Genomic DNA, 24637 nt, shown 5'->3' on the forward strand with positions numbered 1-24637 from the left:
TGATGGCTTATTGCCATCAGGAGGCTTATTTCATTAATAAAATAAACTTTTCTTTTTGCTTACTCGAAGCGATAAGAGATTGACATTCCTACGCCATAGTTACGCCCGGGTGCAGGCTCGTAATAACGTCCATTGGATTCGTTAACAATAACCGAGCCGACATACTCTTTGTCGAACAGGTTATCTACGCGGCCAAAGACGTCCATTCCCCATTTGCCATAGTTGAATTTATACCCGGTATTCAGCCCGACCACTGTGTACGACGGGGCTTTTGCCGTGTTTTCGTCGTCGGCCATGATATCGCTCATGTAGCGGACATCTGAACCCGCGTACCAGCCTTCCTCCGGCTGCCAGCCAAACGAGGCATAACCCATGTTACGGGCGATACCTGGCATGCGGTTTCCATTACAGTCTGTGTCGCTGCATACATTGGTACGGTAGGTGGCGTCCAGATAGGTCCACGCCATTTTCAGCTTCCAGTTTTCAGCAAACTGCTGGTCCAGGGAAACTTCCACCCCCTGACGACGGGTTTTACCGGCATTTTTATAACTTGTACGGCCGCCGGAACTGGAATCGACCACGATCTCATCATCCGTATCCGTGCGGAACAGCGCGGCCGTCAGCAGACCATTGCCGATACGGGTTTTGCTCCCCACTTCATACGTATTGTTGGTGGAAGGTTTCAGGCCAATATTCAGACCGCCCTGGTTATCCGCACGATACGAGAGTTCGTTGATTGTTGGTGTTTCGAATCCGCGCCCTGCAGCAACATAGAGATTCCACGCGTCCGTCACGGCATATTTCACGGAACCCGCTGGAAGCCACTTGTGATAGCTCGCGTCACCGCTGTCATCGCCGTTACCCGGCGTAATGTAATGATCGTTGGAGTCGAACCAGACCGAACTGTAACGCACACCCGCATCCACAGAGAGCTTCTGTGTCAGTTGCCAGCTGCTTTGCAGGTAAGGGTCGACGTTCCACATCAGGTTACGCTCGTTACGGCGCTTATCACCCTTCACACCGTATTCCGGTACGCCGTTATTCATCACGAAGTTCTCATACCCGCGACGATCTTCGCTCAGGTTTTCATAGTTCAGGCCGGTGGTAAAGGTCACCGGCACCAGCAGCTCGCCACGGTGAGTCCAACGGGTATCAACGCCCTGGTAATGGCGCTGCATGTCAATCACACCGCCGGAGTGAGATGGCTTAAGCTGCGGTTGATAAGGTATTGACTGGTACTGCGTCATTTCACGCTCACCGGCATACATCATCACGCTAAGGTCGTCCTGGGTGCTGAGCTGGCGATCGTAACGCAGTCCGGCCTGAGTCTGTTTGATGGTCTTACGCGTGTTGTACTGATCACCGCGAGGAGACTGGCGTGGGTCTTCCCGCCACTCCTGGTAATCCAGTCCACCCGGATCGTTAGCCTTCATGTCCACGCTGTTAACGATCAGCGTAAGCTTACTGACATCATCTATACGCACACCCAGTTTGGCATTGGCGAGATTTTTTCGCGCACCGCTGTGGTCACGATAACCTTTAGTGGTGAAGCGGGTGGTGGAAACGGTGTAATCCACATCGCCTGCGTGTGTCCGTCACCCATTGCGCCAGTGGCTTTCATGCCATAGCGCCAGGTACCGTAACTGCCGTAATAGCTGCTGGCCTCAATGGTCGGCGGCTGCTGTCCGGTCTGGGTGTTGATGTTAATCACACCGCCAGAGGCGTTGCCGTACAGGGCAGAGAAGGGGCCGCGCAGCACTTCAACGGTGTCCACGCTGGAAAGATCGATGTTGGAGGTTTGCCCTTGTCCGTCCGGCATGGTGGCTGGAATACCGTCGACATACATGCGGATACCGCGTACGCCAAAGGTTGAACGGGCACCGAATCCACGTATCGAAAGCTGCAGATCCTGCGCATAGTTCTGGCGGTTTTGAATTTGCAGACCCGGGACGCTACCCAGCGATTCAGACAGGTTGATGCGTGGCGTGGCCTGACGCATATCATCGCCATTCACGACGCTCACCGCTGCTGGAGTATCGAGTTCCGATACAGTTTGCGGTGTCGCGCTGACGATCATGGTCTGTTCATCCGCACTCATCGCAGTGAGTGGCGCAACAATAACAGGAACCAGCATCAGAGATGCCTTACGGGCGGAAATGATTTTCATGAGTAAAACCGGTTGTGGTATCTAAACGAACCAAATGGAACATGTGCCTATATGTTAAAGGTTTTGTAAATGTTTTGAAAACTTTAACCGCACATTGCGTTAATGAATGTAGGCGAGGGAAAGAAAAACTCCACATTCCGTTGATTAATGATTACTATTCTCATTATCAAAAGGCAATGCCAGGACGTTGCCTGCCGGAAGTGATGTCAGCAGAAAACCCTCTTTTCAGAAAAGGAATTGTTATGTCTTTACGTCATCTGTGCTCGCCGCGACTGAGCCTTTCTCTGCTGTCTGCTACGTTACTGTTTGCCAGCACCTTCCAGGTGCATGCCGCCGAAGAGATCCTGCGTAAAGCGGTGGGGAAAGGGGCGTATGAAATGGCGGTAAGCCAGCAGGAGAATGCGCTGTGGGTTGCGACGTCACAAAGCCGTAAAACCGATAAGGGCGGGGTTATCTATCGCCTTGACCCGGTCACGCTGGACGTGACGCAAGCGATTCATAGCGATCTCAAACCTTTCGGCGCCACCCTTAACAACGCGAGCCAAACGCTGTGGTTTGGTAACACCATCAACGGTGCGGTGACGGCGATTGATGCCAAAACAGGCGACGTGAAGGGGCGGCTGGTACTGGATGGTCGTCAACGCAGTGAAACCGTCAAACCGCTGCAGCCGCGCCAGCTGGTGGCTGATGACAGCACTAACACCGTCTATATCACTGGTGTAGGTAAAGAGAGCGTGATTTGGGTCGTGGATGGCGCAACGCTGAAGCTGAAAGAGACCATTACCAATACCGGTACCTACAGCACTGGCCTGGCGCTTGATACGCAGGCAAAACGTCTGTACACCACCAATGCCGATGGCGAACTGGTGACGATTGATACGGTGACGAACAAAATCTTGAGTCGCAAAAAAGTGCAGGACGACGGGAAAGAGCACTTCTATCTGAATCTGAGCCTCGACACCGCCGGCCAGCGCGCGTTCCTGACCGATTCAAAACAGCCTGAAGTACTGGTGGTGAGCCTGAAAGACGGCAGCGTGATCGAGAAAATCTCTGCACCGGAATCACTGGCCGTGCTGTTTAACCCGGCACGCAATGAAGCGTATGTGACGCACCGTGAAGCCGGTAAGGTGAGTGTGATTGATGCGAAATCTTACAAAGTGACGAAAACCTTCGACACGCCGGTCTATCCGAACAGCCTGGCGCTCTCTGCGGATGGCAAAACCTTGTATGTGACGGTAAAACAGAAATCTACCCGTCAACAGGAAGCAACCCAACCTGACGACGTGATTCGTATCGCGCTGTAAATAAAAAAAGGGAAGGCATTTGCCTTCCCTTTTTAATGCTTACTGGATGCTTAACGCGAGGTTTCTTCCACCAGCGGTGCGTCGTGTTTTTCATCGTCGTGATGAATTGGCGCAGTGCTGTGAATTTCGTGAACGCGCTTACGTACGCCGAACCAGCCGGCAATCAGCAGCACGGCCAGCAGCGGAATGGTCGCGATGGTGTAGGTGCCGTTCGGGTAATCGAACGCCATCAGCACCAGCACGCTGAACAGGAAGAGCAGGGTGAGCCAGGAGGTCACCGGCGCGCCAGGCAGCTTAAAGCTCACGTCAGCGGCTTTACCTTCTTTAATGGCTTTGCGCAGACGCATCTGGCAGACCACGATAAAGGCCCAGGATGCGATAATACCGAGCGCAGCCACGTTCAGAACGATTTCAAAGACCCGAGACGGGACCAGATAGTTCAGGAACACCCCGAAGACATAGACCACCAGCGTGGCCAGAATACCCGCGTACGGCACGTGCTGCTTGCTCATTTTTGACATGAACTTCGGCGCAGAACCACCCATGGACATGGAGCGCAGGATACGGCCGGTAGAATAAAGACCGGAGTTGAGGCTGGAGAGCGCCGCCGTCAGTACCACGATGTTCATGATGCTGCCTACATAAGGCACGCCCAGCTTAGAGAAGAAGGTCACAAACGGGCTCTGACCCGCCTGATAGGCGTTCCACGGCAGTAACAGAACCAGCAGTACCACAGAACCGACGTAGAACAAACCGATACGCCAGATCACGCTGTTAATGGCTTTTGGTACCATTGTCTGCGGATCTTTACATTCACCTGCAGCAGTACCCACCAGTTCGATAGAGGCAAAGGCAAACACCACACCCTGAACCAGTACCAGCGCAGGCAGCAGACCGTGCGGGAAGAATCCGCCGTTATCGGTTATCAGATGGAAGCCAGTGGCATTACCATCCAGTGGCTTACCGCTGCCGAGGAAGACAGTACCTACGATCAGGAACACGACGATAGCCAGCACTTTGACCAGTGCAAACCAGAACTCCATCTCAGCGAACCACTTCACGCCGATCATATTCATGGTGCCGACAATGGCTAACGCGCCAAGGGCAAAGACCCACTGCGGCACATCACCAAATGCGCCCCAGTAGTGCATATACAGCGCCACGGCGGTGATATCAACGATACCGGTCATCGCCCAGTTGACGAAGTACATCCAGCCTGCAACGTAAGCCGCTTTTTCACCGAGGAATTCACGGGCGTAAGAGACGAAGCTTCCGCTGGAAGGGCGATGCAGTACCAGTTCGCCCAGCGCACGAAGAATGAAGAAAGAGAAGATCCCGCATACCAGATAAACCAGAGCGAGAGCCGGGCCAGCCATCTGCAAGCGAGCGCCTGCACCTAAAAACAGACCCGTACCGATAGCGCCGCCGATGGCGATCATTTGAACCTGACGGTTGCCCATCGCTTTGTGGTAGCCCTCTTCGTGGGAGTTCAACCAGCGACGTTTAGCAGCATGATGATCGGCTGCGCTTTTATTGCTTGTTTTCATTGAGTTACCTGTTTGCCTGTCTGAACCATTATCGTGATAGTCCTGCCTGGCAGAACGCAATACAAACGATTGCGTCTGCGCAAACACATGTCGCCTTTCCAGTCATTCTGTGTATGGATAAGGCGAAACATGGCGAGGCATCCTACCTGCAATTCATAAGCGACGCAAAATATAACCGTGCCGAAAGTGATGCAAGTCGAAGGAAATCGTGTGGTCAGAGCAGACGTGGATCACAACGCGCTGAATCGTGATGACTTTTTAGACAAAACCGTCAGTGACCTGCTGTTTTAATCATCAGAAGCGCTTAATAGTTGCTCAGTGGAACAAGCGGAAGGTAAACGTTATGATTGATTTGGTTTTTATTCAGCTAAATGAGGCTAAGGGTGAGAATTAATGTAATCGGCACCAGCGGAAGTGGAAAAACCACGCTGGCAAGACGGATCGCTGATGAACTGGCTATTCCCTATATCGAGATGGACAGACTCTACTGGCGACCTGACTGGCAGGGAACGCCAGACGATGTATTTCAGGAAAAGCTGGAGCAAGCGCTACATGCCTCGCCAGATTGGGTACTTGACGGCAACTATAACCGCACGCGGCCTGTGAAATGGCGTGATGTCGACGTTGTAGTGTGGGTGGATTACGGGTTTACCCGCACACTCTGGCAGGCCATCACCAGGGCAATCAAACGGGCCTGGCATAAACACGAACTCTGGGCCGGAACCGGGAACAAAGAGAGTTTTCGCCGCGCATTCCTGAGCAGAGAGTCCATTATCATCTGGACGGTGAAAACGTGGCGTAACAACCGCACGCGTTATGAAGCCGATCTGCAAAACCCGCAATATGGGCATATTCGTTTTGTTCGCATTACCCGTCGGCAGGAGGCGGAGGTGCTGATTTCATCGCTTAAATCACATCGTTAGCAGGGGTTACATATCTGATTTCCGGCAAACTAAATGTAAATTAATTGTTTCTCAGAGGTTAATCGCGCCTTTAATAATGACGACATGTTAAGTCAAATGAGAACGCAACATGTCATGGCGAATCAGCATTCTGGATAAAAGCCCCGTCGCAGAACACGAAACCGCCGCCGATGCGCTGGCACGTACCTTAACACTGGCGCAGCAGGCGGAAACGCTGGGTTATCACCGCTTCTGGATTGCCGAACACCACAACACACCTCAGCTCGCCAGCCCCTCGCCGGAACTGCTGATTGCCTGGATCCTCGGGCAAACTAAGCGCATCCGTGTGGGGTCGGGCGGCGTCATGCTTCAGCACTATAGCCCGTATAAAGTTGCCGAGAATTTTAACGTTCTGGCCGCCCTGGCGCCGGGTCGCGTTGATCTCGGCGTCGGAAAAGCCCCTGGCGGGCTGCCACTCTCGACCCGCGCGCTGCAGCAGGGTCTGAATCAACAGGAAAAGGGCAGCTTTGCCGAACAGCTGGCTCAGCTTAACCACTGGATCCGCCCAGAAAACCAGGCTGCGGAAGAGGTTGTTCGTGCTACGCCGCTACCGCCCGTACCTGCACAGGGTTTTCTGCTGGGCGCGAGTGCTGAAAGCGCGCTACTGGCCGCAACACTCGACTGGCACTTTGTTTTTGCTGCGCACTTGAATGGCGATCCTGACCTGCTGCGCGAGGTTATCACCATCTGGCGTGAAAACAGTGTCCGCGACGTGATGGTGGCGGTGCAGGCGATTATTGCGCCGACGCAGGCCGAAGCAGACGCGCTTGCGCAGAAGGTGGAGGTGTGGGGCGTTGAGCTGGCAAACGGTCAGCGTGTCACCGTGGCCAGTGAAGAACAGGCTTACGCCTTTGCACGCCAGGCGGGCAGCGAACCCGTGCGTATTGCCCGTCGGGCCCAGTCTCTGCTGGCCGGTACGGCTGAATCGGTCCTGGAACAACTGAACACCCTGCACGAAAAGTGGGGTATTGACGAATTCATTATTGATACCCCGGTTGCGGATGGCGTCGCGCGCGTGCAGTCCCTGCGTCTGCTGGCCCAGGCGCGGTTTAACAAGGAGGTTACGGTATGAGCTTTGGCGAACAGCTGATTGCCTGGCGGCGCGAGCTGCATCAGAACCCGGAATTGTCAGGTCAGGAAGTAGAAACCACCGCCCGACTGCACCAGTGGCTGACAAAGGCGGGCATAACGCCGTTGCCTTACGCACTGCCAACCGGTCTGGTGGCGGAAATCGGGACCGGTGACAAGCTGATTGCGCTACGGGCAGATATAGACGCTTTGCCGATTGAAGAGCGCAGCGGCGTGCCGTTTAGCTCACAGCGTGCAGGCGTGATGCATGCCTGCGGGCATGATATCCACACCAGCGTGATCCTTGGGGCCGCGTTAAAACTCAAAGAACGGGAAGCCTCGCTCAACGGACGGGTGCGTATCCTGTTCCAGCCTGCGGAAGAGAACTTTGGTGGCGCGAAAAGCCTGGTGCGGGCCGGGGCATTGCGTGGTGTCAGCGCGATTTTCGGCATGCATAACGAACCTTCACTGTCGGTCGGCGAGTTCGCCACCCGTGGCGGGCCATTCTATGCCAACGTCGACAGATTTGTGATTCGCATAACCGGTAAAGGCGCGCATGCTGCCCGTCCACACGAAGGCAACGATGCCATTGTACTGGCGAGTCAACTGGTGACGGCGCTGCAAAGCGTCGCCAGCCGTAACGTTAATACGCTGGATTCGGTGGTGCTGAGCGTTACGCGTATTGCGGGTGGGAATACCTGGAACGTGTTGCCAGAAAACGTCGAGCTGGAAGGCACACTGCGCACTCATCGTACGTCGGTGCAGCAGAATGTTAAAACCCGTGTGGAAGAAATCGCCGCCGGGTTTGCCAGCGCCTTCAGCGCACAGATTGATATTACCTGGTACGCCGGGCCCACCGCGCTGGTGAATGATGAACGCTGGACAGATTTTGCCACCTCGGTCGCCCGGGAAGCGGGATATGAAACCCGGCATGCGGAACTGCATATGGGTGGAGAAGATTTCGCCGTCTACTTGCAGCAGATCCCGGGGGCATTTGTCAGCATTGGCAGCAATAGTCCCTTTGGTTTGCACCACCCGGCGTTTAATCCGGATGAAGCCTTAATTGAGCCGGCTGCCCGCTATTTTGCACAGCTTGCGGAAAAAGCCCTGCAACACGTTTAAATCAGAAGAGGTAAATATGTCTGCAACCCGACAATTGCGGCTGGGGACCATTTTGCATGGTGCATCCGGAAACATGTCAGCCTGGCGCCATCCGGCGGCCACCGCTGATGCCAGTATTAATTTTGAATTTGTAAAAGCGACGGCATTAAAAGCGGAAGAGGGGAAGTTCGATTTCTTATTTGTTGCCGATGGTCTTTATATCAACGAAAAATCGATCCCGCATTTTTTAAATCGTTTTGAACCGCTGACGGTATTGTCCGCGCTGGCGAGCATCACCTCACATCTGGGGCTGGTGGGAACCTTATCCACCTCTTACAGCGAGCCCTTTACCACTGCGCGCCAGTTTGCCAGCCTCGATCACCTGAGCAACGGGCGTGCGGGCTGGAACGTGGTGACCTCCCCGCTGGAAGGTTCTGCGAAGAATTTTTCCCGCGAAAAGCACCCGGAACATGCGCTACGCTACCAGATTGCGGACGAGTATCTCGACGTGGTGAAGGGGCTCTGGGACTCCTGGGAAGGTGACGCCTTTGTTCGCAACAAAGAGAGCGGTCAATTTTTTGACCCGGCCAAACTGCATACGCTGGATCATCGCGGCGATTTTTTCCAGGTCGCCGGGCCGCTGAATATTGGGCGTACACCACAAGGGCGTCCGATTGTCTTTCAGGCGGGCGCCTCGGATGACGGAAAAAGACTGGCGGCGAAACATGCCGACGCCATTTTTACCCATCATGAGACGCTCGACGAGGCAAAAGCCTTTTACCGCGACGTAAAACAGCAACTGGAAAGTCACGGTCGCCGCGCGTCTGATCTGCATATTTTTCAGGGTGTCAGCGTCATCGTCGGAAAAGATGCCGATGATGTGGAAAACCAGTATCAAACGACGGCGGCGCTGGTGTCGATTAACGATGCTCTGAACTACCTCGGACGTTATTTCGAGCACCACGATTTCAGCCAGTATCCCCTCGACGAACCGTTCCCGGATATCGGTGATTTAGGCAAAAACAGCTTCCGCAGTACTACCGATGAAATCAAACGTAATGCCCGGGAGCGCAACTTAACCCTGCGTCAGGTGGCGCTCGAGACGGCTTCCCCGCGCCCGCGTTTTTCCGGTACGCCGGAGCAGGTGGCGGACGGCCTGCAAACCTGGTTTGAAGGTTATGCGGCTGACGGTTTCATTATTCAGGGTGGAACGCCGGACACCTTCCCGCGTTTTGTTGACCAGGTGGTGCCTGTTTTACAAGCCCGCGGCCTGTTCCGCACTGAATACCCGGGCAGCACGCTGCGCGAAAGTCTGGGCTTAGACGAACCCAAAAACCAGTTCATACAACAATAAAAGAGAACCCCGCTATGCAGAAAAAAACGCTTATTCTGGCGCTTGCGCTGGCCTTTACCCCTGCAGTCTGGGCAGAGAATGTGAACATTAACGGCACTGGCGTCAGCATTGAGGCCAATAAAACGCCGATCAACACGACCAAAAACAGTGATGCTGTGGCAAAGCTGCCTAAGGATTATCAGTTTGCTGTGCCGGGGAAATTTACCGTCGCAGTGGCGGGGCTGAATCAACCGCCGCTGACGGTATTTTCAGATGACAACAAAACGCTGCTGGGCAGTGAGGTTGATGTCGCCCGTCTGGTGGCCGACAGCCTGGGTCTGGAGCTGAATGTGGTGCCCACCTCCTGGGAGGACTGGCCGCTGGGCGTGGCCTCCGGGAAATACGATGCGGCCATCAGCAACATCACCGTCACCAAAGCGCGCAAAGAGAAGTTTGATTTTGCCACCTACCGTAAGGATTCCCTCGGCTTTTACGTGAAATCGACCAGCCCGCTGAAGTCGATAGAGAAAGCAGAGGATATTGCCGGGCTAAAAATTATCGTCGGATCAGGCACCAATCAGGAGGCCATCCTGCTGGCATGGAATGACGAAAACCTCAAAAAAGGGCTCAAACCCTTTACCCCTGTCTACACCAAAGACGATGCGGCGCAAACGCTGGCCCTCCAGTCAGGACGTGCGGATGCCTATTTTGGCCCAAACGTGATTGGTGCGTGGAAAGCAGCGTTAACCGGTAAAACCAAACTGGTGGGTAGCGTCGACGGTGGCTGGCCGAAGGCTGCACACATTGCCGTGACATTGAAAAAAGGCAGTGGACTGGTTGAGCCAGTGCAAACCGCACTTAACGGCGTCATCAAAAACGGTGATTACGACAAAGTGCTGAACCGCTGGGGGGAAGGGGTGGAGCGCATCCCGCAATCTGAAGTGAACCCGGCAGGTCTGGGTGACTAAGGAGGGGCTATGAGCGAACAATTCCGGGACGTATCACCAGAAGATGCCGATCTTCAACCTGTTATCGAGGGGCTGTTTGGTGAATATGCGGCCCGCTACGGTGACTACTTCTCTAAAGACGCTGAAGTGGAACTTACCGAGTGGTACTTAGCGCCGCAGGGGCTGTTCATCGTGCTGGAGCGCGACGGTGAGATTATTGCCACCGGCGCATACAAACCCTTTGACGAGCGTACCGCTGAAATTAAACGTATCTGGACAAATAAATCCCTGCGTCAGCAGGGACTTGCTGGCCGGATAGTGGGTGAACTGGAGCGCAGGGCGGTGCTCGCTGGTTACAGCCAGATCTACCTCACCACCGGTTTTCGTCAACCGGAGGCGGTCAGGCTCTATCTCAGTCAGGGGTATCAGCCCCAGTTCGATCTCAACCGCGACCCGGAAGAGTACAGTCAGCCACCATTTGATGGTCGGCTGCGTTTCACCAAAACGCTGGTACGCGAAGCGTTCAGTAAAACCGCATGAGGAACGACGATGAGCAACGTTGAAACCATTAAGGTGGTCCCGGCGCGTTACCCGCTGCGGACCGTTGGCGCCGCGGTAGCGCTGTTTGTGCTGGCGGTTGTGATTCAGTCCGTGGCGTTTAACCCGCGCTGGGAGTGGGCGGTGTTCGCCCGCTGGTTCTTTGACCCGGTGATCCTTGAAGGTGTAGGGCAAACGCTTCTGCTAACGCTTATCGGCACCGCGCTAAGTATAGTGATTGGCGGCATGCTGGCGCTGGCGAGACTCTCTTCATCCTGGCTGTTGCGCAGCCTGGCGTGGGGTTACATCTGGCTGTTTCGGTCGTTACCACTGATCGTGGTACTGATCATCCTTTACAACTTCTCCTATCTTTACGACACGCTCTCTCTCGGCGTGCCGTTCACCGGCATCACCTGGGGCCACTTTGAAACCATCAACGTGCTGGGGCAGTTTTCCACCGCGGTAGTGGGGTTAACCCTTGTACAGAGCGCCTATACCGCAGAGATTATTCGCGGCGGATTTCTCGGCGTTGACCACGGGCAATACGAAGCGGCCGCTGCGCTCGGTCTGCCCGCATGGCGACGCACAGTGCGCATCATTCTGCCCCAGGCACTGCGTACCATTCTGCCGTCGGGGTTCAATGAAATCATCAGTCTCGCCAAAGGTACGGCGATGGTTTATGTCCTCGCGATGCCGGAGCTGTTTTATACCATTCAGATGATCTACAACCGTACGCAGGAGGTGATCCCCCTGCTGATGGTGGGGGCTGCCTGGTATCTGGTGATTACCACCGTGTTGTCTGCTATTCAGCATATCGTTGAGCGCGGTCTTGCCCGCAGTGAACGCCGCTCTGCCGTGAATCAGAACCGTGCGGCTAGCCGTACCCGGTCTGTTACCACCGCGCCAGCACAGGAACCCATCCATGCAAGCCTCTCCTGAAGGACACATTTCCATTACCGGCGTCAGTAAGTTTTTTGGCCGCCACAAAGCGCTCGACAACGTCACGCTTGAGATCCCACCGGGATCGGTCACGGTGATCCTCGGGCCGTCCGGCTCGGGTAAATCGACCCTTTTGCGCACCATTAACCATCTGGAGCGAGTCGACGAGGGGTTTATCCAGATCGACGGGGATTACATTGGCTATCGCCGTCAGGGAGACAAACTCTACGAGCTGAAGGAGAAAGAGATCCTCAAGCAGCGTGTCAACGTGGGTTATGTCTTCCAGAACTTCAATCTCTTTCCGCATCTCACGGTGCTGGAAAATTTAATTGAGGCACCTGTCGCGCACAAGAAACTCAGCAAAAAAGAGGCGGTAGAGCACGCGTGGAACCTGCTTGATGTCGTGGGTTTACGCGATAAAGCCGATGCCTGGTCGCGTCATCTCTCCGGCGGTCAGCAGCAGCGCATTGCCATTGCCCGTGCGCTGGCGTTACGTCCTCGCGTGATGCTGTTTGATGAACCCACCTCGGCTCTCGACCCGGAGCTGGTGGGGGAAGTGCTGGATGTGATCAAAAAACTGGCTCGCTCCGGCACTACGCTGGTGGTGGTGACCCACGAGATCGGTTTTGCCCGGGAGGTGGCAGATCAAGTGGTGTTTATGGTCGACGGTAAAATTGTAGAACAGGGCAGCAGTGAAGAGGTTCTAAACCGCCCGTCACACCCGCGAACACGCCAGTTCCTGTCAAAAGTGCTGTAAGGCGCGCCGATGAAACAGGGACTTCTGGCTGGGTGGGGCATGACGACAGCAAGCCAGTTGGCGGTGTTCTACACTTAGGGTTTTTATCCCTGAGGGGGGAACATGATAAAACTTTATGGCGTACCCGGCTGGGGTTCGGCAATCAGTGAAGCAATGCTGACCCTGGCTGATATTCCTTATCAATTTATCAATGTGGATGGATTCGACCAGCCCGGTCCGCAGCGTGAGCGGCTGCAAAAAATCAATCCGCTGTGTCAGGTGCCGACGCTGGAACTGGAAAATGGGACCATCATGACCGAAACCGCGGCGATTGCTCTGATGGTTCTCGATAAATGTCCCGATCTTGCGCCATCTCCAGATCAGGCCGAACGCCAGCAGTTTCAGCGTTTATTGATCTGGTTTGTTGCCAACGTGTATCCCACCTTCACGTATGCCGATTATCCCGAGCGCTGGGCTCCCGATGCGCCGGAGCAGCTGCAGAAAAATTGCATTGAGTACCGTAAATCGCTCTATCAGTGGTTCGACAGCCAGCTCAAGGCGAGCCCCTATGCGTTGGGTGAACGCCTGACGCTGCTGGATGTGTATATTGTGGTCACGCGTACCTGGGGACCTCGTCATGAATGGTTTGCCGCGAATACCCCGAAGATAACAGCGATTGCGGACACGGTTTCTCAGCTTCCGAAACTGCACAAGGTGTTAAAGGCAAACAATATTATCTGATAACGTGGAACCCTGGCTCATAACTGGAAACCTGCACATGCCACATGTAGACATCAAATGTTTTCCCCGTGATTTTAACGACGAACAAAAAGCTGCGCTGGCGGCGGATATTGCCGACGTCATCATTCGCCATTTCAACAGCAAAGACAGTTCCGTATCGGTTGCGCTGAACCAGGTGGCTCCTGAAGACTGGAAAGCGCAGGTCTGGGATACCGAGATAGGTCCGAAGCTGGATGAGCTGATTAAGAAGCCAGGGTATTCGATGTAAGAGAAGCCCTCACATCCTGTGAGGGCAAAACTGTTGTTACAACGCCGACCTGCGATATGGCGCGTAATCCGCTTGCCACCAGGTCTGCTCGATGCGCGTCAGTAAGATTTCGTCGTCTATCGCCGGGGCTACGCCCTGATCAATCGCCGCACGGGCAACGGCGAGGGCAATCTGGCGTGATACCGTTTCAATGTGATCGACCGGTGGCAACAATCCCCCTTTCTCGGTGGTAACCAGTGGAGATTGCGCGGCCAGGCTGCGGCTTGCCGCCATCAACATCTCTTCCGTAACCCTGCGCGCGTTGCTTGCCAGGATCCCTAATCCCAGACCCGGGAAAATATAGGCGTTGTTACACTGGGCGATGTCGTACTGCTCATTCTGCCAGAACACCGGGGCAAACGGGCTGCCGGTGGCTACCAGCGCGGTACCCTGGGTCCACGCGATAAGGTCCTGTGGTTGCGCCTCCGCTCGTGATGTCGGGTTCGAGAGCGGCATGATAATAGGGCGCGGGCAGTGACGATGCATCTCTTTCACAATCTCTTCACTGAAGAGCCCAGGCTGACCTGAAACGCCAATCATCACCGTCGGATGCGCGTTCTTTACCACCTCCAGCAGGGAGATATTATTGGCTTCTACCTGCCAGTGGCCAATGGCATCACGCGCGGTGAGAAGGTTTTTCTGGAAGTCGAGCAGGTTGGTCATATCGTCGGTCAGCAAGCCAAAGCGGTCGACCATAAAGATCCGGCTGCGGGCTTCGGATTCGGTCAGACCATCATCAACCATCAGTGCCACAATTTTTTCTGCGATTCCGCATCCGGCGGAACCGCTGCCGAGGAAGACGACACGCTGATCGCGAATGCGTGTCCCCGCTGCATGGGCTGCTGCAATCAGCGTACCTGCGGTGACGGCTGCCGTTCCCTGAATGTCATCATTGAAGCAGCACAGCTGGTCGCGGTAACGCTGGAGCAGTTTAGTTGCATTTTTCTGCGCGAAGTCTTCAAACTGCAGAAGAACATTTGGCCAACGTGCTTTGACGGTGCTGACAAACATGTCCATAAATTCAGCGTACTGATCATCGCTGATGCGCGGATGGCGCCAGCCCATATACATTGGGTCGTCCAGGTGTTGCTGATTATTCGTCCCGACATCCAGCATAATGGGCAGGGTGGAAGCCGGATGGATCCCGCCGCAGGCGGTATATAACGACAGCTTACCAATCGGAATACCCATTCCCCCTATACCCTGATCGCCAAGCCCCAGAATACGTTCCCCGTCGGTCACTACAATCACTCGAATATCGTTGCGCGAGAAACTTTGCAGCATCTCATCAATACGATGGCGGTTAGGCCATGAAATAAACAACCCACGAGCCCGGCGGTAAATGGTGGAGAAATGCTCGCAGGCTTCACCTACCGTCGGAGTATAGATAATCGGTAATGTCTCTTTCAGGTGCGAGCGTAAGAGATTGTAAAACAAGGTCTCATTGGTATCCTGAATATTACGCAGATACACATGACGGGAAATATCACTTTTAAAATGACAGAATTGTACCCAGGCGCGTTCCGTTTGTTCTTCAATGGTTTCAACGTTGTGAGGCAATAAACCATGCAGGTTAAAATTATCACGTTCTTCTTTGATGAATGCGAGGCCTTTATTTAATAACGGGTTTTCCAGTAATACGGCCCCGTTATAGGGAGTGTACAGAACTTCTTTGCGAGACATGGTTGACTCCTGAATTTTTTAAATAAAACAGATTAAGAGATTAAATAGATCATAATGCCTTCAGTCAGTACGCCGACGGCAGTGCCAATTAATATGGAGGACGAGGCAGTATCAATATAGGTATCGCTACGTATAGCAAACATGCCTGCGGCGATAGCGGAAGGCGTCGCACCAATAATAACAACCTGCTGGAGTAAGGTATGGCTAAGACCAAATGCGATACCGGCTACGGCCATAATGGCGGGTTGAATGAGGTTTTTAATACTGATATTGGTAAATGTCTGCACATTCAGTTGTGGACGTTCACCGTAAAATAACAGGCCGAGAGCAAACAGAGACAGTCCACCGGAGACTTTGCCAACCATCTCAATGGGCATACTGAGAATTGACGGGATCTGTACGCCAGCAAGGCTTAGCAATACACCCGAAACGGGTATCCAGACGATAGGATTACGTGCTGCTTTGATGAGGTTTTGTATCACCATCGCACCAGGATGCAGCGCGTCCAGGCCATCATTACTGTTCTTATCTCCCATACGAATCAGGACGATAGTCAACGGGATCATGATAACGCTGGTGATGATGTTGCCAATCAGTACGCCAATGAAACCTTCCGGCCCAATCAACACCGCAAGCACGGGTGCCCCAAAGTAGGCCATATCCGGAAAGGCACAAACCAGAGACTGAATGGCACTGGTTTTGATATCGTGGCGAAAAACAAAACGTGAAATAAATAATGTCAGTAAATACGAACCCATTAAACCGACAACCAAAACCGCCATAAACGTCAGGTTCTTAATTTTGCCCGGGTCGGTATGCAATGCGCCAATAAAAAGATGAAAAGGAAGTGCAAAACGGATCACCACGGTCGCCATAACGTTTGCATCTTCACGTCGGGAATATCCGAGTTTCCCGCTTAGCCATCCAAGTAGCATTATAAAGACGAGCGGAAACAGCGACTGTAATAGTAATGAAGGCATAGTATTTCCTGTAGGGTATTTTATGTGTTTTGTTGCAGCGCTAATCTAGCGGTTAGATAGCAGGGTAAGAGTGACAATGGTCACACTCTCTTTGGTTTTATTAATTTCAAAATGATTGCATTAGTTGGATAAGTAATAGGGCCGGCAAAAATTGATTAGGCACAAGAAAATGACAAAGCCTGACGCCAGTAACTTTAGTTACTTAATAATGAATAAAGTTACTTAACGGGAAAGGGTTGTATTGTTCACACTTCTCTCAGACCCCGCATGTTATTTTTTACACTGAGCCTGTTTTTAGAAAAGGCCACGTAAGTCTTTAATTGATATTTAAGAACATTTATCCGTACTGGAATAATTCCGCGTTTATTCCTTTTCTTTGCATGTCCGAACACAATTATCAGGTGATTATATGAAAGATAATCCTGTACCGACTTCTGAGTTGTCGTCCACGCGTTTTGCCTTTGGGCTTTACAATACCGAGGTTGGCGCAGTCCCGCTGATGCTATTCGTCGGGATCGCTGCCATTGTGGCGACGTCTGCCTGGGCAGGCTTGCTGCCGAAAAATATGATCGGTGGACTCGCAGTCATCATGACCCTTGGTTTTGCGTTTGCGAAAGTGGGGCGGCAAATCCCGTTGCTGAAAGATATCGGCGGCCCGGCAATCCTGTGCCTGATGGTTCCCTCCGTACTGGTCTATTTCGGTGTCTTTGAAAAACATACGCTGGATACGGTGCATCTGTTGATGAAAGAGGCAAATCTGCTCTATTTCGTCATCGCCTGCCTGGTGGTAGGGAGCATTCTGGGGATGAACCGGATACTGCTTATCCAGGGGATGATGCGCATGTTTATCCCGCTGGTGGCCGGGACTTTCATGGCGGTACTGAGCGGGCTCATCGTGGGTTCACTGTTTGGCTATACCCCGTACCACACGTTCTTTTTTATCATCGTGCCGATCATTGGTGGTGGGATTGGTGAGGGGATTTTGCCGTTGTCCCTGGCCTATTCGGCAATCCTTGGTCATACGCCGGACGTCTATGTTGCTCAACTGGCGCCCGCCGCAGTGGTGGGAAATATCTTCGCCATTATTTGTGCAGGCTCGCTGGCGCGTCTCGGAATGAAACGTCCTGCACTGTCGGGAAATGGCATGTTAACCCGTAGCAAAGAAGACAGCAGCCTCTTTGCGGGCGCGGACAGTGCTCAGCAGACAGATTTTCATCTGATGGGGGGCGGGTTACTGATGGTGTGCGCATTTTTCATCGTCGGCGGGTTGTTTGAAAAACTGGTACACATTCCCGGCCCGGTGCTGATGATCCTGATAGCCGTACTGTGTAAATACTTTAAGGTGATCCCGGCCTCAATGGAGCAGGGCGCACACAGTTGCTATAAATTCGTCTCGGCTGCGCTCGTCTGGCCACTGATGATTGGTCTGGGAATGTTGTATGTGCCGCTTGAGAGCGTGGTGTCCGTCTTCTCAGTGGGCTACGTGGTGGTATGTGGTTCGGTGGTGATTGCCATGGCGCTGAGTGGCTATTTTATTGCCTCGCGTCTGAATATGTATCCTGTGGAAGCGGCCATTGTCACCTGCTGCCATAGTGGTCTGGGCGGGACAGGGGATGTGGCTATTTTGTCTGCCTCTAACCGGATGTCGCTCATGCCGTTTGCACAGATTGCCACCCGTATCGGCGGCGCATCGACGGTGATCATCGCCACGCTGCTGATGGGCTGGATTATGTAACGTAGCAGGGGTAAGCCGGGTAACACCGCCGGGCTTACTCCATTTTTGTCGGAACAATCTGAACATGGTTTTGTTTCACCTCATGACCCTGCGCATTCACATAACCAATATGAACCGGATCGCCGCTTTCTTTGTCCACCAGGGTTAAATGCGGTGCGGTGTGTAAAACATGTTTGTGTCCCCATTCCATCAAAGATAAAAGCACCGGGGCAAGGGTGCGGCTTTTGTCGGTAAGCTGGTATTCATACCGTTCCCGTGATCCCTCTTCCCGGTAAGGTATACGGGAAAGCAACCCCAGTTCTGTCATCAACTTTAAACGTGTCGCTAAGGTCTGTTTCGTTATTCCGGTATGCATTCGCATGGTTTCGAAGCGCGTCACGCCGTAAAACGCCTCTCTCAGGATCAATAAAACCCATTGATCACCCACGATTTTTGCCCCTTCAGCCAGACCGCAAAGTTCGGGCGAGAGGTAAGGCAACAATTTATCTTTTGACACAGAATGTTTTCCTTTCTAATCTAAGTATGATTTTTAGACCTTGCTTATAGGGAGAATACAATGCCTTTTGTAAATGTACAAACGATTAAAGGGATAATGGATGCTGAACAGAAGAGCGAGCTGTTGCGCCGAATGACGGACTTAATGGTGGAAATCGAAGGGAAAGGGGATCCGGAGTTCCGGCGCTCAGTCTGGATCCGTATTGATGAGCATGACCCGGAGCAATGGAGCCTGGGGGGATTACAGCCAACCGCTGAAATGATTGCGAAGAAATTCGCGTCAACGCGGGCGTCCTGATAAGAGGCCGGGAGGGACACAGTACCTCCCGGTGAAGCCCTGTTTACAACCGGGTTCGCCCGGAACGTGTATCGACCAATGAATAGTCGACAGCTTCAAACAAGACGGAAAATTGCGGCCAGTTTTTTTACTGCGTCTTCGATTTCCCTCTCCGTATAAGCGGCAAAACCCATCAAAAAACCGCTGGTCAGGGGTCTGTCTGCATATAAACTGGTAAGCCCTAATATATCGACATTTGCGCGGCGGGCGGCGATGGCAATCTCCTTCTCGGAGATCCCGTGCCTGAGGTGACAAGGCATCTGCATTCCACCTGTTGGTATTACGCACTCAACATAATCAGAAAGGTACTCATCCATCAGACTAGCCAGTTTGTTGCGGCGAGTAACATAAATGCTCCGCATCTTGCGAATATAGGCACCAAAATGCCCGCCCTCCAAAAACTTCGCCAGCGTCAGTTGGGGTATTGAGGCGGTATGGCCGTCCATTAATGTCCTGGCCATGGTCATGGACTCTACCAGTTCTGAGGGAACGATCATGTACGCAATACGTAGCCCGGGGAACAGGGACTTGGTGAACGTCCCGATATAAATTGTCCGGTTGTAAGCATCAAGCCCCTGCAAACAGGCCATAGGCTTCCCTTCGTAGTGAAACTCACTGTCATAGTCATCTTCAATGATCCAGGCGGAGTGACGATTTGCCCAGTCAATGACCGCCAGTCGTCGGTCAAGAGAGAGCGTCACCCCGGTAGGATATTGATGAGAAGGCGTAAGGTAGATAGCCCTGGCAGGCCGGGTCAGAGCATTCAGCGCGTCAATTGAGATGCCTTTATCGTCAAGAGGAACCGGAAGACAGTTCAGTCCGGCAGATTTAAACGCTTTGTATGCCCCTTGATAGCAGGGATCTTCAATGGCAATGCCATCCTCTGCGTCCATCAGCACGTGAGAACAGAGAGCAAGCGCCTGTTGAGAACTGGTCAGAATGATGATCTGTTCAGCCCTCGCACGCGTCCCGCGCTCAAGATTGACATATTCCGCGATTGCTCGCCGTAGGCGTTCCATGCCCTGCGGAGGGCTTTGCTCTAATATCTGGTGTTGATATTCCTTAAGAACCTGCCGCTGAAGCCGCTCCCAGGTTGGAATGGGAAACATGCGCGTCTCGGGGATACCCGGTGCCAGTGGGCGGGGGGAGGAAAATTCGCGGATCCCGCCACTTTCATAGATGATCTTTCCACGAGAGCTGAGTTTTGCTTTTCGTCTATCAACGGCTGGATGATGCTGCAGGGAATGCGGTCTTAAAAAACGGGCGCTGGAAGAGACAAAGCTTCCTCTGCCTGTTTGCCGCTCAATAAAACCTTCTGCATGCAGGCTGGAATAAGCTGCTTCAATCGTATCCCGGGAAACTCTCAGTGAACTGGCCAGCGCGCGTGAAGGAGGAAGGGCCTTACCGTGAGATAAGATCCCTTCCAGTATCAGTGTCCGTATTGCTCTCTGGATCCTTTCATGCAGGGGCAGCGATCCGTTGGAAGGATCAATAATCCATGCCTTAACCGTTTCAAGTTGTGCGTGCTTAAACATCTTTTTCCACTCTCCCTCGTGTGGCCACCATTATAAAACAACACGGTAAAATTGGTCTGCTTCACTTGCAAAAATTGGCGGGGCTAAACGTGCCATTTAGCACATACACTCATCCCGAAACCATAAATGAATAAGCGAAGAGGCTATTATGAATAATACGATTGTGACCATTGAGGCTGTTCAGGAAAGTGATTATGAGAGCTGGATGCCACTGTGGGGTAAATACCAGGAATTTTATAACGTCGATCTCTCCGGGGCAGTCACTCAGAGTACCTGGCAACGATTTTTCAGCCCCATTGAGCCACTATTTTGCGTAGTGGCAAGATATAACGGAGAGGTGGTGGGTTTTGCGCATTATCTTTTCCACCGTTCAACCTGGGCGGAGAGCGATTACTGTTATCTGGAAGATCTATATGTTTGTGATGCTGTCAGGGGCAAACACATTGGTAAACAGTTAATAGAATATGTTCAGCGAGAAGCCAGAAAACATCATGCGCGTCATCTTTACTGGCATACACATGAAACCAACTACCGCGGACAACGATTGTATGACTGGGTTGCGAAAAAAAGCGGCATGATTGAATATCGTATGCACGTTAGATAAATCCCTTCGCCGACGTGATGCCCCCTCAAATGTTGACGGGGCGTTTTCAACCTATTATTTAGCCTGCAAAAGTATGTCCATCAGCCCCGGGAAACGGGCATCAAGATCGTCTCTACGCAAAGAAATCATGTTCTCTCGTCCCTGTGGACGCTGCCAGATCACACCGCTGTCACGCAATACGCGCCAGTGATGTGTCATCGTGGACTTCACCACATCCTCCGGGCGAAGTGCGTTACAGCTTAGCTCGCAGCCATCGGCCAGCCTGCGGATAATCGACAGCCTGAGCGGGTTGCCGAGGGCAAACAACACATTTTCCAGCAGTATCTGTTCAGTTTCGGGGTGGTTTGGGATCATCGTTTTCCTGCGTCTGGTGTCAGATTGAGCTATATCAACAATAGGTCAATCGTTAAAAAATAGTTCGATAATACTCGTACAATAGGACTATTATAGCAAACGAACGAATACGCGACCATCCTGGTCGTCACAACCTGTCTTACTGACTAAGGAAATATTATGCCCCGACCCATCCCACTCGAACGTTATCGCAACATCGGTATCTCCGCGCATATCGATGCCGGTAAAACAACCACCACTGAGCGTATCCTGTTTTACACCGGGATGAGCCACAAACTGGGTGAAGTACACGATGGCGCGGCAACAACTGACTGGATGGCGCAGGAGCAAGAGCGCGGGATCACCATTACGTCCGCGGCAGTCAGTTGCTTCTGGCCGGGTATGGACAGAGGGTTTGAACCCCACAGAATAAACATCATCGACACCCCGGGGCACGTAGATTTCACCATTGAGGTGGAACGTTCAATGCGTGTACTCGACGGTGCCGTGATGGTGTATGACTCCGTGGGCGGCGTTCAGCCACAGTCAGAAACCGTCTGGCGTCAGGCGAATAAATATCACGTGCCGCGGCTGGCCTTCGTTAACAAAATGGACCGTCCGGGTGCCGATTTCTTCCGCGTCGTACGCATGATGCAGGAACGTCTGAAAGCGAACCCGGTGCCGATTGTTATTCCGGTTGGCGCGGAGGAACACTTCACCGGTGTGGTGGATCTCATCAAGATGCGCACCATTTTGTGGGACGATGCCACTCAGGGCATGGTGTTCACCTATGCGCCTGTTCCGGATGATTTACTGGCTACCGCGAAGGAATGGCGGGAAAAAATGGTCTCTGCAGCGGCGGAAGCCAGCGATGAGCTCATGGATAAATACCTGGAAACCGGCGATCTGGACGAAGCGGAAATCATCAGAGGGCTGCGAATTCGCACTATCTCGGGTGAAATCCAGCCGATGTTGTGCGGCAGCGCGTTCAAAAACAAAGGTGTGCAGCGCATGCTTGATGCGGTCATTGAGTTGATGCCGTCACCATTGGATGTGCCAGCCATTGATGGCGTGGATGAAAAAGGCCAGCACGCTGAGCGTCATCCCAGTGATGATGAGCCGTTCTCCGCTCTGGCGTTCAAACTGATGAGCGATCCGTACGTCGGGCAACTGACCTTTATCCGCGTTTACTCTGGCGTGCTGCGTAAAGGCGACGCGGTGTATAACCCGGTGAAAGGAAAGAAAGAGCGCATCGGGCGTATTGTGCTGATGCATGCTAACGATCGTCACGAGGTGGATGAACTGCGCGCCGGTGATATCGCGGCCTGCGTTGGGTTGAAAGATGTGACAACCGGTGACACGCTCACTGACCCGAATGCCGTCATCACGCTTGAACGCATGGAGTTTCCGGATCCGGTTATCTCCCTTGCTATCGAGCCGAAAACCAAAGGCGATCAGGAGAAAATGGGGATCGCGCTGCAGCGTCTGGCGGCGGAAGATCCCTCTTTCCGCCTGCATACTGACGAAGAGTCCGGCCAGACGATTATCTCCGGGATGGGTGAGTTACACCTTGAGATTATCGTTGACCGCATGAAGCGTGAGTTTGGCGTCGAGGCAAACATCGGTCGTCCGCAGGTAACCTACCGGGAAACCTTGCGTAAAGCGGTGAAGGACATCGAAGGTAAATTTGTCCGTCAGTCCGGCGGTAAAGGACAGTACGGTCATGTGGTACTGAGCCTTGAGCCGACAGAACCGGGCAGTGGATTTACGTTTGAAGATGCCACCAAGGGCGGCGTGGTACCGCGCGAGTATATTCCGTCCGTTGAGAAAGGGCTTCGGGAAGCGATGAACAGCGGCGTGCTGGCGGGGTATCCGGTGGTCGATGTCAAAGCGACGCTGACGTTTGGTTCGTATCACGATGTCGACTCCTCGGAGATGGCGTTCCGCATGGCAGCGATCCTTGGCTTTAAAGAGGGCGCTCGCAGGGCGGATCCGGTTATTCTTGAGCCGATCATGCATGTCGAGGTGGAAACACCGGAAGAGTACGCCGGTAACATTATGGGCGATCTCTCTTCTCGTCGTGGCATGGTGCAGGGGATGGAAGAGCAGTACGGTAGCCAGATTATTCGCGCTGACGTGCCGCTGGCAGAGATGTTTGGTTATGCCACCACGCTGCGCTCGATGTCACAGGGGCGTGCGACGTATACGATGGAGTTCCATCATTTTGCGGAAGCACCGCGAAATGTTGCGGATGAGATTATTTCACGACGTGCGAAGAGTTAATTAATTGCACATGGTAGTCGTTGGGCTACCATGTGTTTTTCTATTTAAGATGTTCGTTGCGCTGAATTGCTTGTCCTGAAACAGACTGAATCTTCCAGATACCTTTTTCTTTAACCATACAATCGATCACCGTATACTCCTCTTTCTTCCCGAACGACACATAAATATTGGTGCAAACGGGATCGTATTCGGATGAAACCACCGTCACATTATCTGCCCAATCTTCCTCAATATCCTGCGACTTCAGAAAGAAATCAGCATCATAAAACTCTTCATCAGCAAAGCGAGGATCCTGAGCATGACGCAATTTTTTCATGGTACTTGCTGTGACGTATTTATTTATTTCAGGATTGTCCGTGATGGGGAATTTGTTTTCAGCATATTGCGCAATGTACCATTTATTGAAATTTAACGCTGCTTTTGCCGCATTATCACTATAGCCTGCGCAGGCCGAGTAGGTTATTAATAAGGAAAGAATGGGTATGATTTTCATATCAATAATGCCTGTAAAGCTGATAAGAAGGGTGGGATTTTCTATATCCTGAACCAGGATACATAGTACGTTGCGCGAAGTCGCTTAGCCATTGATGGCCATCATAAATACAAACATGACCATCTGGATGGTTTGCAATGGACTGTATAACTACCACATCGCCTAACTGCGGGGCTCCGATAACTTTTTGGAACCCAACCTGAGACAAAGTTAGACCCATGTTCTTTGCCGAACCTATTCCATGAATAGGCAAACCGCCAGCAATTATCGCGTTTTTCACAAAAAGCTCACATTTTCTGTGACTTTCTCGATAAACATGATTTTTGGCATATTCAACAGCGGCATATTTATTCCATGACATTGATATTTCCTTAGTGTGGGAGTGCTAATGCAGCAACTCCAGAAATATCCTCCGTTTTACCACGTCATGGTAAACATAAAATGCCATAAAAATTTAATATAATTCAGTA

At 52.6% G+C, this 24637-nt stretch carries 23 protein-coding genes and 1 pseudogene; 15 read left to right on the forward strand and 9 right to left on the reverse strand.

The window, feature by feature from the left end; translation table 11 throughout:
• Positions 1-59 precede the first annotated feature (59 nt).
• Positions 60-2167: pseudogene (gene pqqU / locus HED65_RS01505) on the reverse strand (TonB-dependent receptor PqqU).
• Between the two features lie 242 nt (positions 2168-2409).
• On the opposite strand from pqqU, the gene yncE reads away from it, so the two are divergent.
• Positions 2410-3471, forward strand: a complete 1062-nt coding sequence (gene yncE / locus HED65_RS01510; protein ID WP_114977121.1) for a 7-bladed beta-propeller protein YncE — start codon at positions 2410-2412, stop codon at positions 3469-3471.
• A 50-nt stretch (positions 3472-3521) separates the two neighbouring features.
• On the opposite strand, the gene ansP is transcribed toward yncE, so the two are convergent.
• Positions 3522-5018 carry an L-asparagine permease gene (gene ansP, locus HED65_RS01515; RefSeq protein WP_114977122.1) on the reverse strand — a complete coding sequence of 499 codons (1497 nt, stop codon included), beginning with the start codon at positions 5016-5018 and terminating at the stop codon, positions 3522-3524.
• Positions 5019-5401: 383 nt separating this feature from the next.
• Between ansP and HED65_RS01520 the strand changes: the two genes are divergently transcribed.
• From HED65_RS01520 to pptA, 10 genes are all read left to right on the forward strand, one after another.
• Positions 5402-5941, forward strand: coding sequence for an AAA family ATPase (locus HED65_RS01520; RefSeq protein ID WP_114977123.1), 540 nt, complete (start codon positions 5402-5404; stop codon positions 5939-5941).
• A 109-nt stretch (positions 5942-6050) separates the two neighbouring features.
• Complete coding sequence (locus tag HED65_RS01525; protein ID WP_114977124.1) at positions 6051-7052, forward strand: MsnO8 family LLM class oxidoreductase; 1002 nt, start codon at positions 6051-6053, stop codon at positions 7050-7052.
• Positions 7049-8170: an amidohydrolase gene (locus HED65_RS01530; protein ID WP_114977125.1), complete on the forward strand. Its 1122-nt coding sequence runs from the start codon at positions 7049-7051 to the stop codon at positions 8168-8170. The genes HED65_RS01525 and HED65_RS01530 overlap by 4 nt, the downstream gene beginning before the upstream one ends.
• Positions 8171-8186: 16 nt before the next feature.
• A complete protein-coding gene (locus HED65_RS22985; RefSeq protein WP_114977126.1) occupies positions 8187-9503 on the forward strand; it encodes an LLM class flavin-dependent oxidoreductase in 1317 nt (438 codons plus the stop codon).
• A gap of 14 nt (positions 9504-9517) precedes the next feature.
• Entirely contained in the window at positions 9518-10450 is a 933-nt protein-coding gene (locus HED65_RS22990; RefSeq protein WP_114977127.1) for an ABC transporter substrate-binding protein, read from the forward strand.
• 9 nt (positions 10451-10459) lie between these two features.
• On the forward strand, positions 10460-10969 hold the full coding sequence (locus tag HED65_RS01545) for a GNAT family N-acetyltransferase (protein ID WP_114977128.1): 510 nt from the start codon (positions 10460-10462) through the stop codon (positions 10967-10969).
• A gap of 9 nt (positions 10970-10978) precedes the next feature.
• Positions 10979-11905 carry an amino acid ABC transporter permease gene (locus HED65_RS01550; protein ID WP_114977129.1) on the forward strand — a complete coding sequence of 309 codons (927 nt, stop codon included), beginning with the start codon at positions 10979-10981 and terminating at the stop codon, positions 11903-11905.
• Positions 11889-12662, forward strand: coding sequence for an amino acid ABC transporter ATP-binding protein (locus HED65_RS01555; RefSeq protein ID WP_114977130.1), 774 nt, complete (start codon positions 11889-11891; stop codon positions 12660-12662). Before HED65_RS01550 ends, HED65_RS01555 begins: the two co-directional genes overlap by 17 nt.
• Before the next feature lie 102 nt (positions 12663-12764).
• Complete coding sequence (locus HED65_RS01560) at positions 12765-13382, forward strand: glutathione S-transferase family protein (RefSeq protein WP_114977131.1); 618 nt, start codon at positions 12765-12767, stop codon at positions 13380-13382.
• 37 nt (positions 13383-13419) lie between these two features.
• Entirely contained in the window at positions 13420-13650 is a 231-nt protein-coding gene (gene pptA, locus HED65_RS01565) for a tautomerase PptA (protein ID WP_114977132.1), read from the forward strand.
• A 36-nt stretch (positions 13651-13686) separates the two neighbouring features.
• On the opposite strand, the gene HED65_RS01570 is transcribed toward pptA, so the two are convergent.
• Together HED65_RS01570 and HED65_RS01575 are read right to left on the reverse strand one after the other, a co-directional pair.
• Positions 13687-15372 carry an NAD-dependent malic enzyme gene (locus HED65_RS01570; RefSeq protein ID WP_114977133.1) on the reverse strand — a complete coding sequence of 562 codons (1686 nt, stop codon included), beginning with the start codon at positions 15370-15372 and terminating at the stop codon, positions 13687-13689.
• Between the two features lie 32 nt (positions 15373-15404).
• Positions 15405-16352: an AEC family transporter gene (locus HED65_RS01575; RefSeq protein ID WP_114977134.1), complete on the reverse strand. Its 948-nt coding sequence runs from the start codon at positions 16350-16352 to the stop codon at positions 15405-15407.
• A gap of 409 nt (positions 16353-16761) precedes the next feature.
• Here HED65_RS01575 and HED65_RS01580 point away from each other — a divergent pair, with 409 nt between their 5' ends.
• On the forward strand, positions 16762-18087 hold the full coding sequence (locus HED65_RS01580) for a 2-hydroxycarboxylate transporter family protein (protein ID WP_028018889.1): 1326 nt from the start codon (positions 16762-16764) through the stop codon (positions 18085-18087).
• A 34-nt stretch (positions 18088-18121) separates the two neighbouring features.
• Here HED65_RS01580 and HED65_RS01585 read toward each other — a convergent pair whose 3' ends face one another.
• Complete coding sequence (locus tag HED65_RS01585) at positions 18122-18583, reverse strand: winged helix-turn-helix transcriptional regulator (protein ID WP_114977135.1); 462 nt, start codon at positions 18581-18583, stop codon at positions 18122-18124.
• 60 nt (positions 18584-18643) lie between these two features.
• On the opposite strand from HED65_RS01585, the gene HED65_RS01590 reads away from it, so the two are divergent.
• Positions 18644-18880, forward strand: a complete 237-nt coding sequence (locus tag HED65_RS01590; RefSeq protein WP_114977136.1) for a tautomerase family protein — start codon at positions 18644-18646, stop codon at positions 18878-18880.
• 95 nt (positions 18881-18975) lie between these two features.
• On the opposite strand, the gene pdxR is transcribed toward HED65_RS01590, so the two are convergent.
• The gene (gene pdxR, locus HED65_RS01595; protein ID WP_114977137.1) at positions 18976-20454 is read right to left on the reverse strand and encodes a MocR-like pyridoxine biosynthesis transcription factor PdxR; all 1479 of its coding nucleotides are present in this window, start codon (positions 20452-20454) and stop codon (positions 18976-18978) included.
• 148 nt (positions 20455-20602) lie between these two features.
• Here pdxR and HED65_RS01600 point away from each other — a divergent pair, with 148 nt between their 5' ends.
• Positions 20603-21058, forward strand: coding sequence for a GNAT family N-acetyltransferase (locus HED65_RS01600; protein WP_189338736.1), 456 nt, complete (start codon positions 20603-20605; stop codon positions 21056-21058).
• Positions 21059-21112: 54 nt separating this feature from the next.
• Here the strand turns inward: HED65_RS01600 and HED65_RS01605 are convergent, their stop codons facing one another.
• Positions 21113-21412, reverse strand: coding sequence for an ArsR/SmtB family transcription factor (locus HED65_RS01605; protein WP_114977139.1), 300 nt, complete (start codon positions 21410-21412; stop codon positions 21113-21115).
• A gap of 159 nt (positions 21413-21571) precedes the next feature.
• Here HED65_RS01605 and fusA point away from each other — a divergent pair, with 159 nt between their 5' ends.
• Positions 21572-23674, forward strand: a complete 2103-nt coding sequence (gene fusA, locus HED65_RS01610; protein ID WP_114977140.1) for an elongation factor G — start codon at positions 21572-21574, stop codon at positions 23672-23674.
• 40 nt (positions 23675-23714) lie between these two features.
• Here the strand turns inward: fusA and HED65_RS01615 are convergent, their stop codons facing one another.
• Positions 23715-24167: a DUF3828 domain-containing protein gene (locus HED65_RS01615; RefSeq protein ID WP_114977141.1), complete on the reverse strand. Its 453-nt coding sequence runs from the start codon at positions 24165-24167 to the stop codon at positions 23715-23717.
• Between the two features lies 1 nt (position 24168).
• Positions 24169-24528, reverse strand: a complete 360-nt coding sequence (locus HED65_RS01620) for a CHAP domain-containing protein (protein ID WP_108089823.1) — start codon at positions 24526-24528, stop codon at positions 24169-24171.
• Positions 24529-24637: the final 109 nt, after the last annotated feature.

This window comes from Pantoea sp. LS15, assembly GCF_012241585.1.
GTDB lineage: Bacteria > Pseudomonadota > Gammaproteobacteria > Enterobacterales > Enterobacteriaceae > Enterobacter.

What these genes read in the sequence shown, in the direction of transcription:
- pdxR (WP_114977137.1), bottom strand. Translation starts at nt 20,454, where the DNA reads ATGTTTAAGCACGCACAACTTGAAACGGTTAAGGCATGGATTATTGAT.
- HED65_RS01560 (WP_114977131.1), top strand. Translation starts at nt 12,765, where the DNA reads ATGATAAAACTTTATGGCGTACCCGGCTGGGGTTCGGCAATCAGTGAA.
- HED65_RS01545 (WP_114977128.1), top strand. Translation starts at nt 10,460, where the DNA reads ATGAGCGAACAATTCCGGGACGTATCACCAGAAGATGCCGATCTTCAA.
- HED65_RS01620 (WP_108089823.1), bottom strand. Translation starts at nt 24,528, where the DNA reads ATGTCATGGAATAAATATGCCGCTGTTGAATATGCCAAAAATCATGTT.
- HED65_RS01580 (WP_028018889.1), top strand. Translation starts at nt 16,762, where the DNA reads ATGAAAGATAATCCTGTACCGACTTCTGAGTTGTCGTCCACGCGTTTT.
- HED65_RS01605 (WP_114977139.1), bottom strand. Translation starts at nt 21,412, where the DNA reads ATGATCCCAAACCACCCCGAAACTGAACAGATACTGCTGGAAAATGTG.
- HED65_RS01575 (WP_114977134.1), bottom strand. Translation starts at nt 16,352, where the DNA reads ATGCCTTCATTACTATTACAGTCGCTGTTTCCGCTCGTCTTTATAATG.
- HED65_RS01615 (WP_114977141.1), bottom strand. Translation starts at nt 24,167, where the DNA reads ATGAAAATCATACCCATTCTTTCCTTATTAATAACCTACTCGGCCTGC.
- HED65_RS01550 (WP_114977129.1), top strand. Translation starts at nt 10,979, where the DNA reads ATGAGCAACGTTGAAACCATTAAGGTGGTCCCGGCGCGTTACCCGCTG.
- pptA (WP_114977132.1), top strand. Translation starts at nt 13,420, where the DNA reads ATGCCACATGTAGACATCAAATGTTTTCCCCGTGATTTTAACGACGAA.
- HED65_RS01570 (WP_114977133.1), bottom strand. Translation starts at nt 15,372, where the DNA reads ATGTCTCGCAAAGAAGTTCTGTACACTCCCTATAACGGGGCCGTATTA.
- HED65_RS01600 (WP_189338736.1), top strand. Translation starts at nt 20,603, where the DNA reads ATGAATAATACGATTGTGACCATTGAGGCTGTTCAGGAAAGTGATTAT.
- ansP (WP_114977122.1), bottom strand. Translation starts at nt 5,018, where the DNA reads ATGAAAACAAGCAATAAAAGCGCAGCCGATCATCATGCTGCTAAACGT.
- HED65_RS01590 (WP_114977136.1), top strand. Translation starts at nt 18,644, where the DNA reads ATGCCTTTTGTAAATGTACAAACGATTAAAGGGATAATGGATGCTGAA.
- HED65_RS01555 (WP_114977130.1), top strand. Translation starts at nt 11,889, where the DNA reads ATGCAAGCCTCTCCTGAAGGACACATTTCCATTACCGGCGTCAGTAAG.
- HED65_RS01530 (WP_114977125.1), top strand. Translation starts at nt 7,049, where the DNA reads ATGAGCTTTGGCGAACAGCTGATTGCCTGGCGGCGCGAGCTGCATCAG.
- HED65_RS22990 (WP_114977127.1), top strand. Translation starts at nt 9,518, where the DNA reads ATGCAGAAAAAAACGCTTATTCTGGCGCTTGCGCTGGCCTTTACCCCT.
- yncE (WP_114977121.1), top strand. Translation starts at nt 2,410, where the DNA reads ATGTCTTTACGTCATCTGTGCTCGCCGCGACTGAGCCTTTCTCTGCTG.
- fusA (WP_114977140.1), top strand. Translation starts at nt 21,572, where the DNA reads ATGCCCCGACCCATCCCACTCGAACGTTATCGCAACATCGGTATCTCC.
- HED65_RS22985 (WP_114977126.1), top strand. Translation starts at nt 8,187, where the DNA reads ATGTCTGCAACCCGACAATTGCGGCTGGGGACCATTTTGCATGGTGCA.
- HED65_RS01525 (WP_114977124.1), top strand. Translation starts at nt 6,051, where the DNA reads ATGTCATGGCGAATCAGCATTCTGGATAAAAGCCCCGTCGCAGAACAC.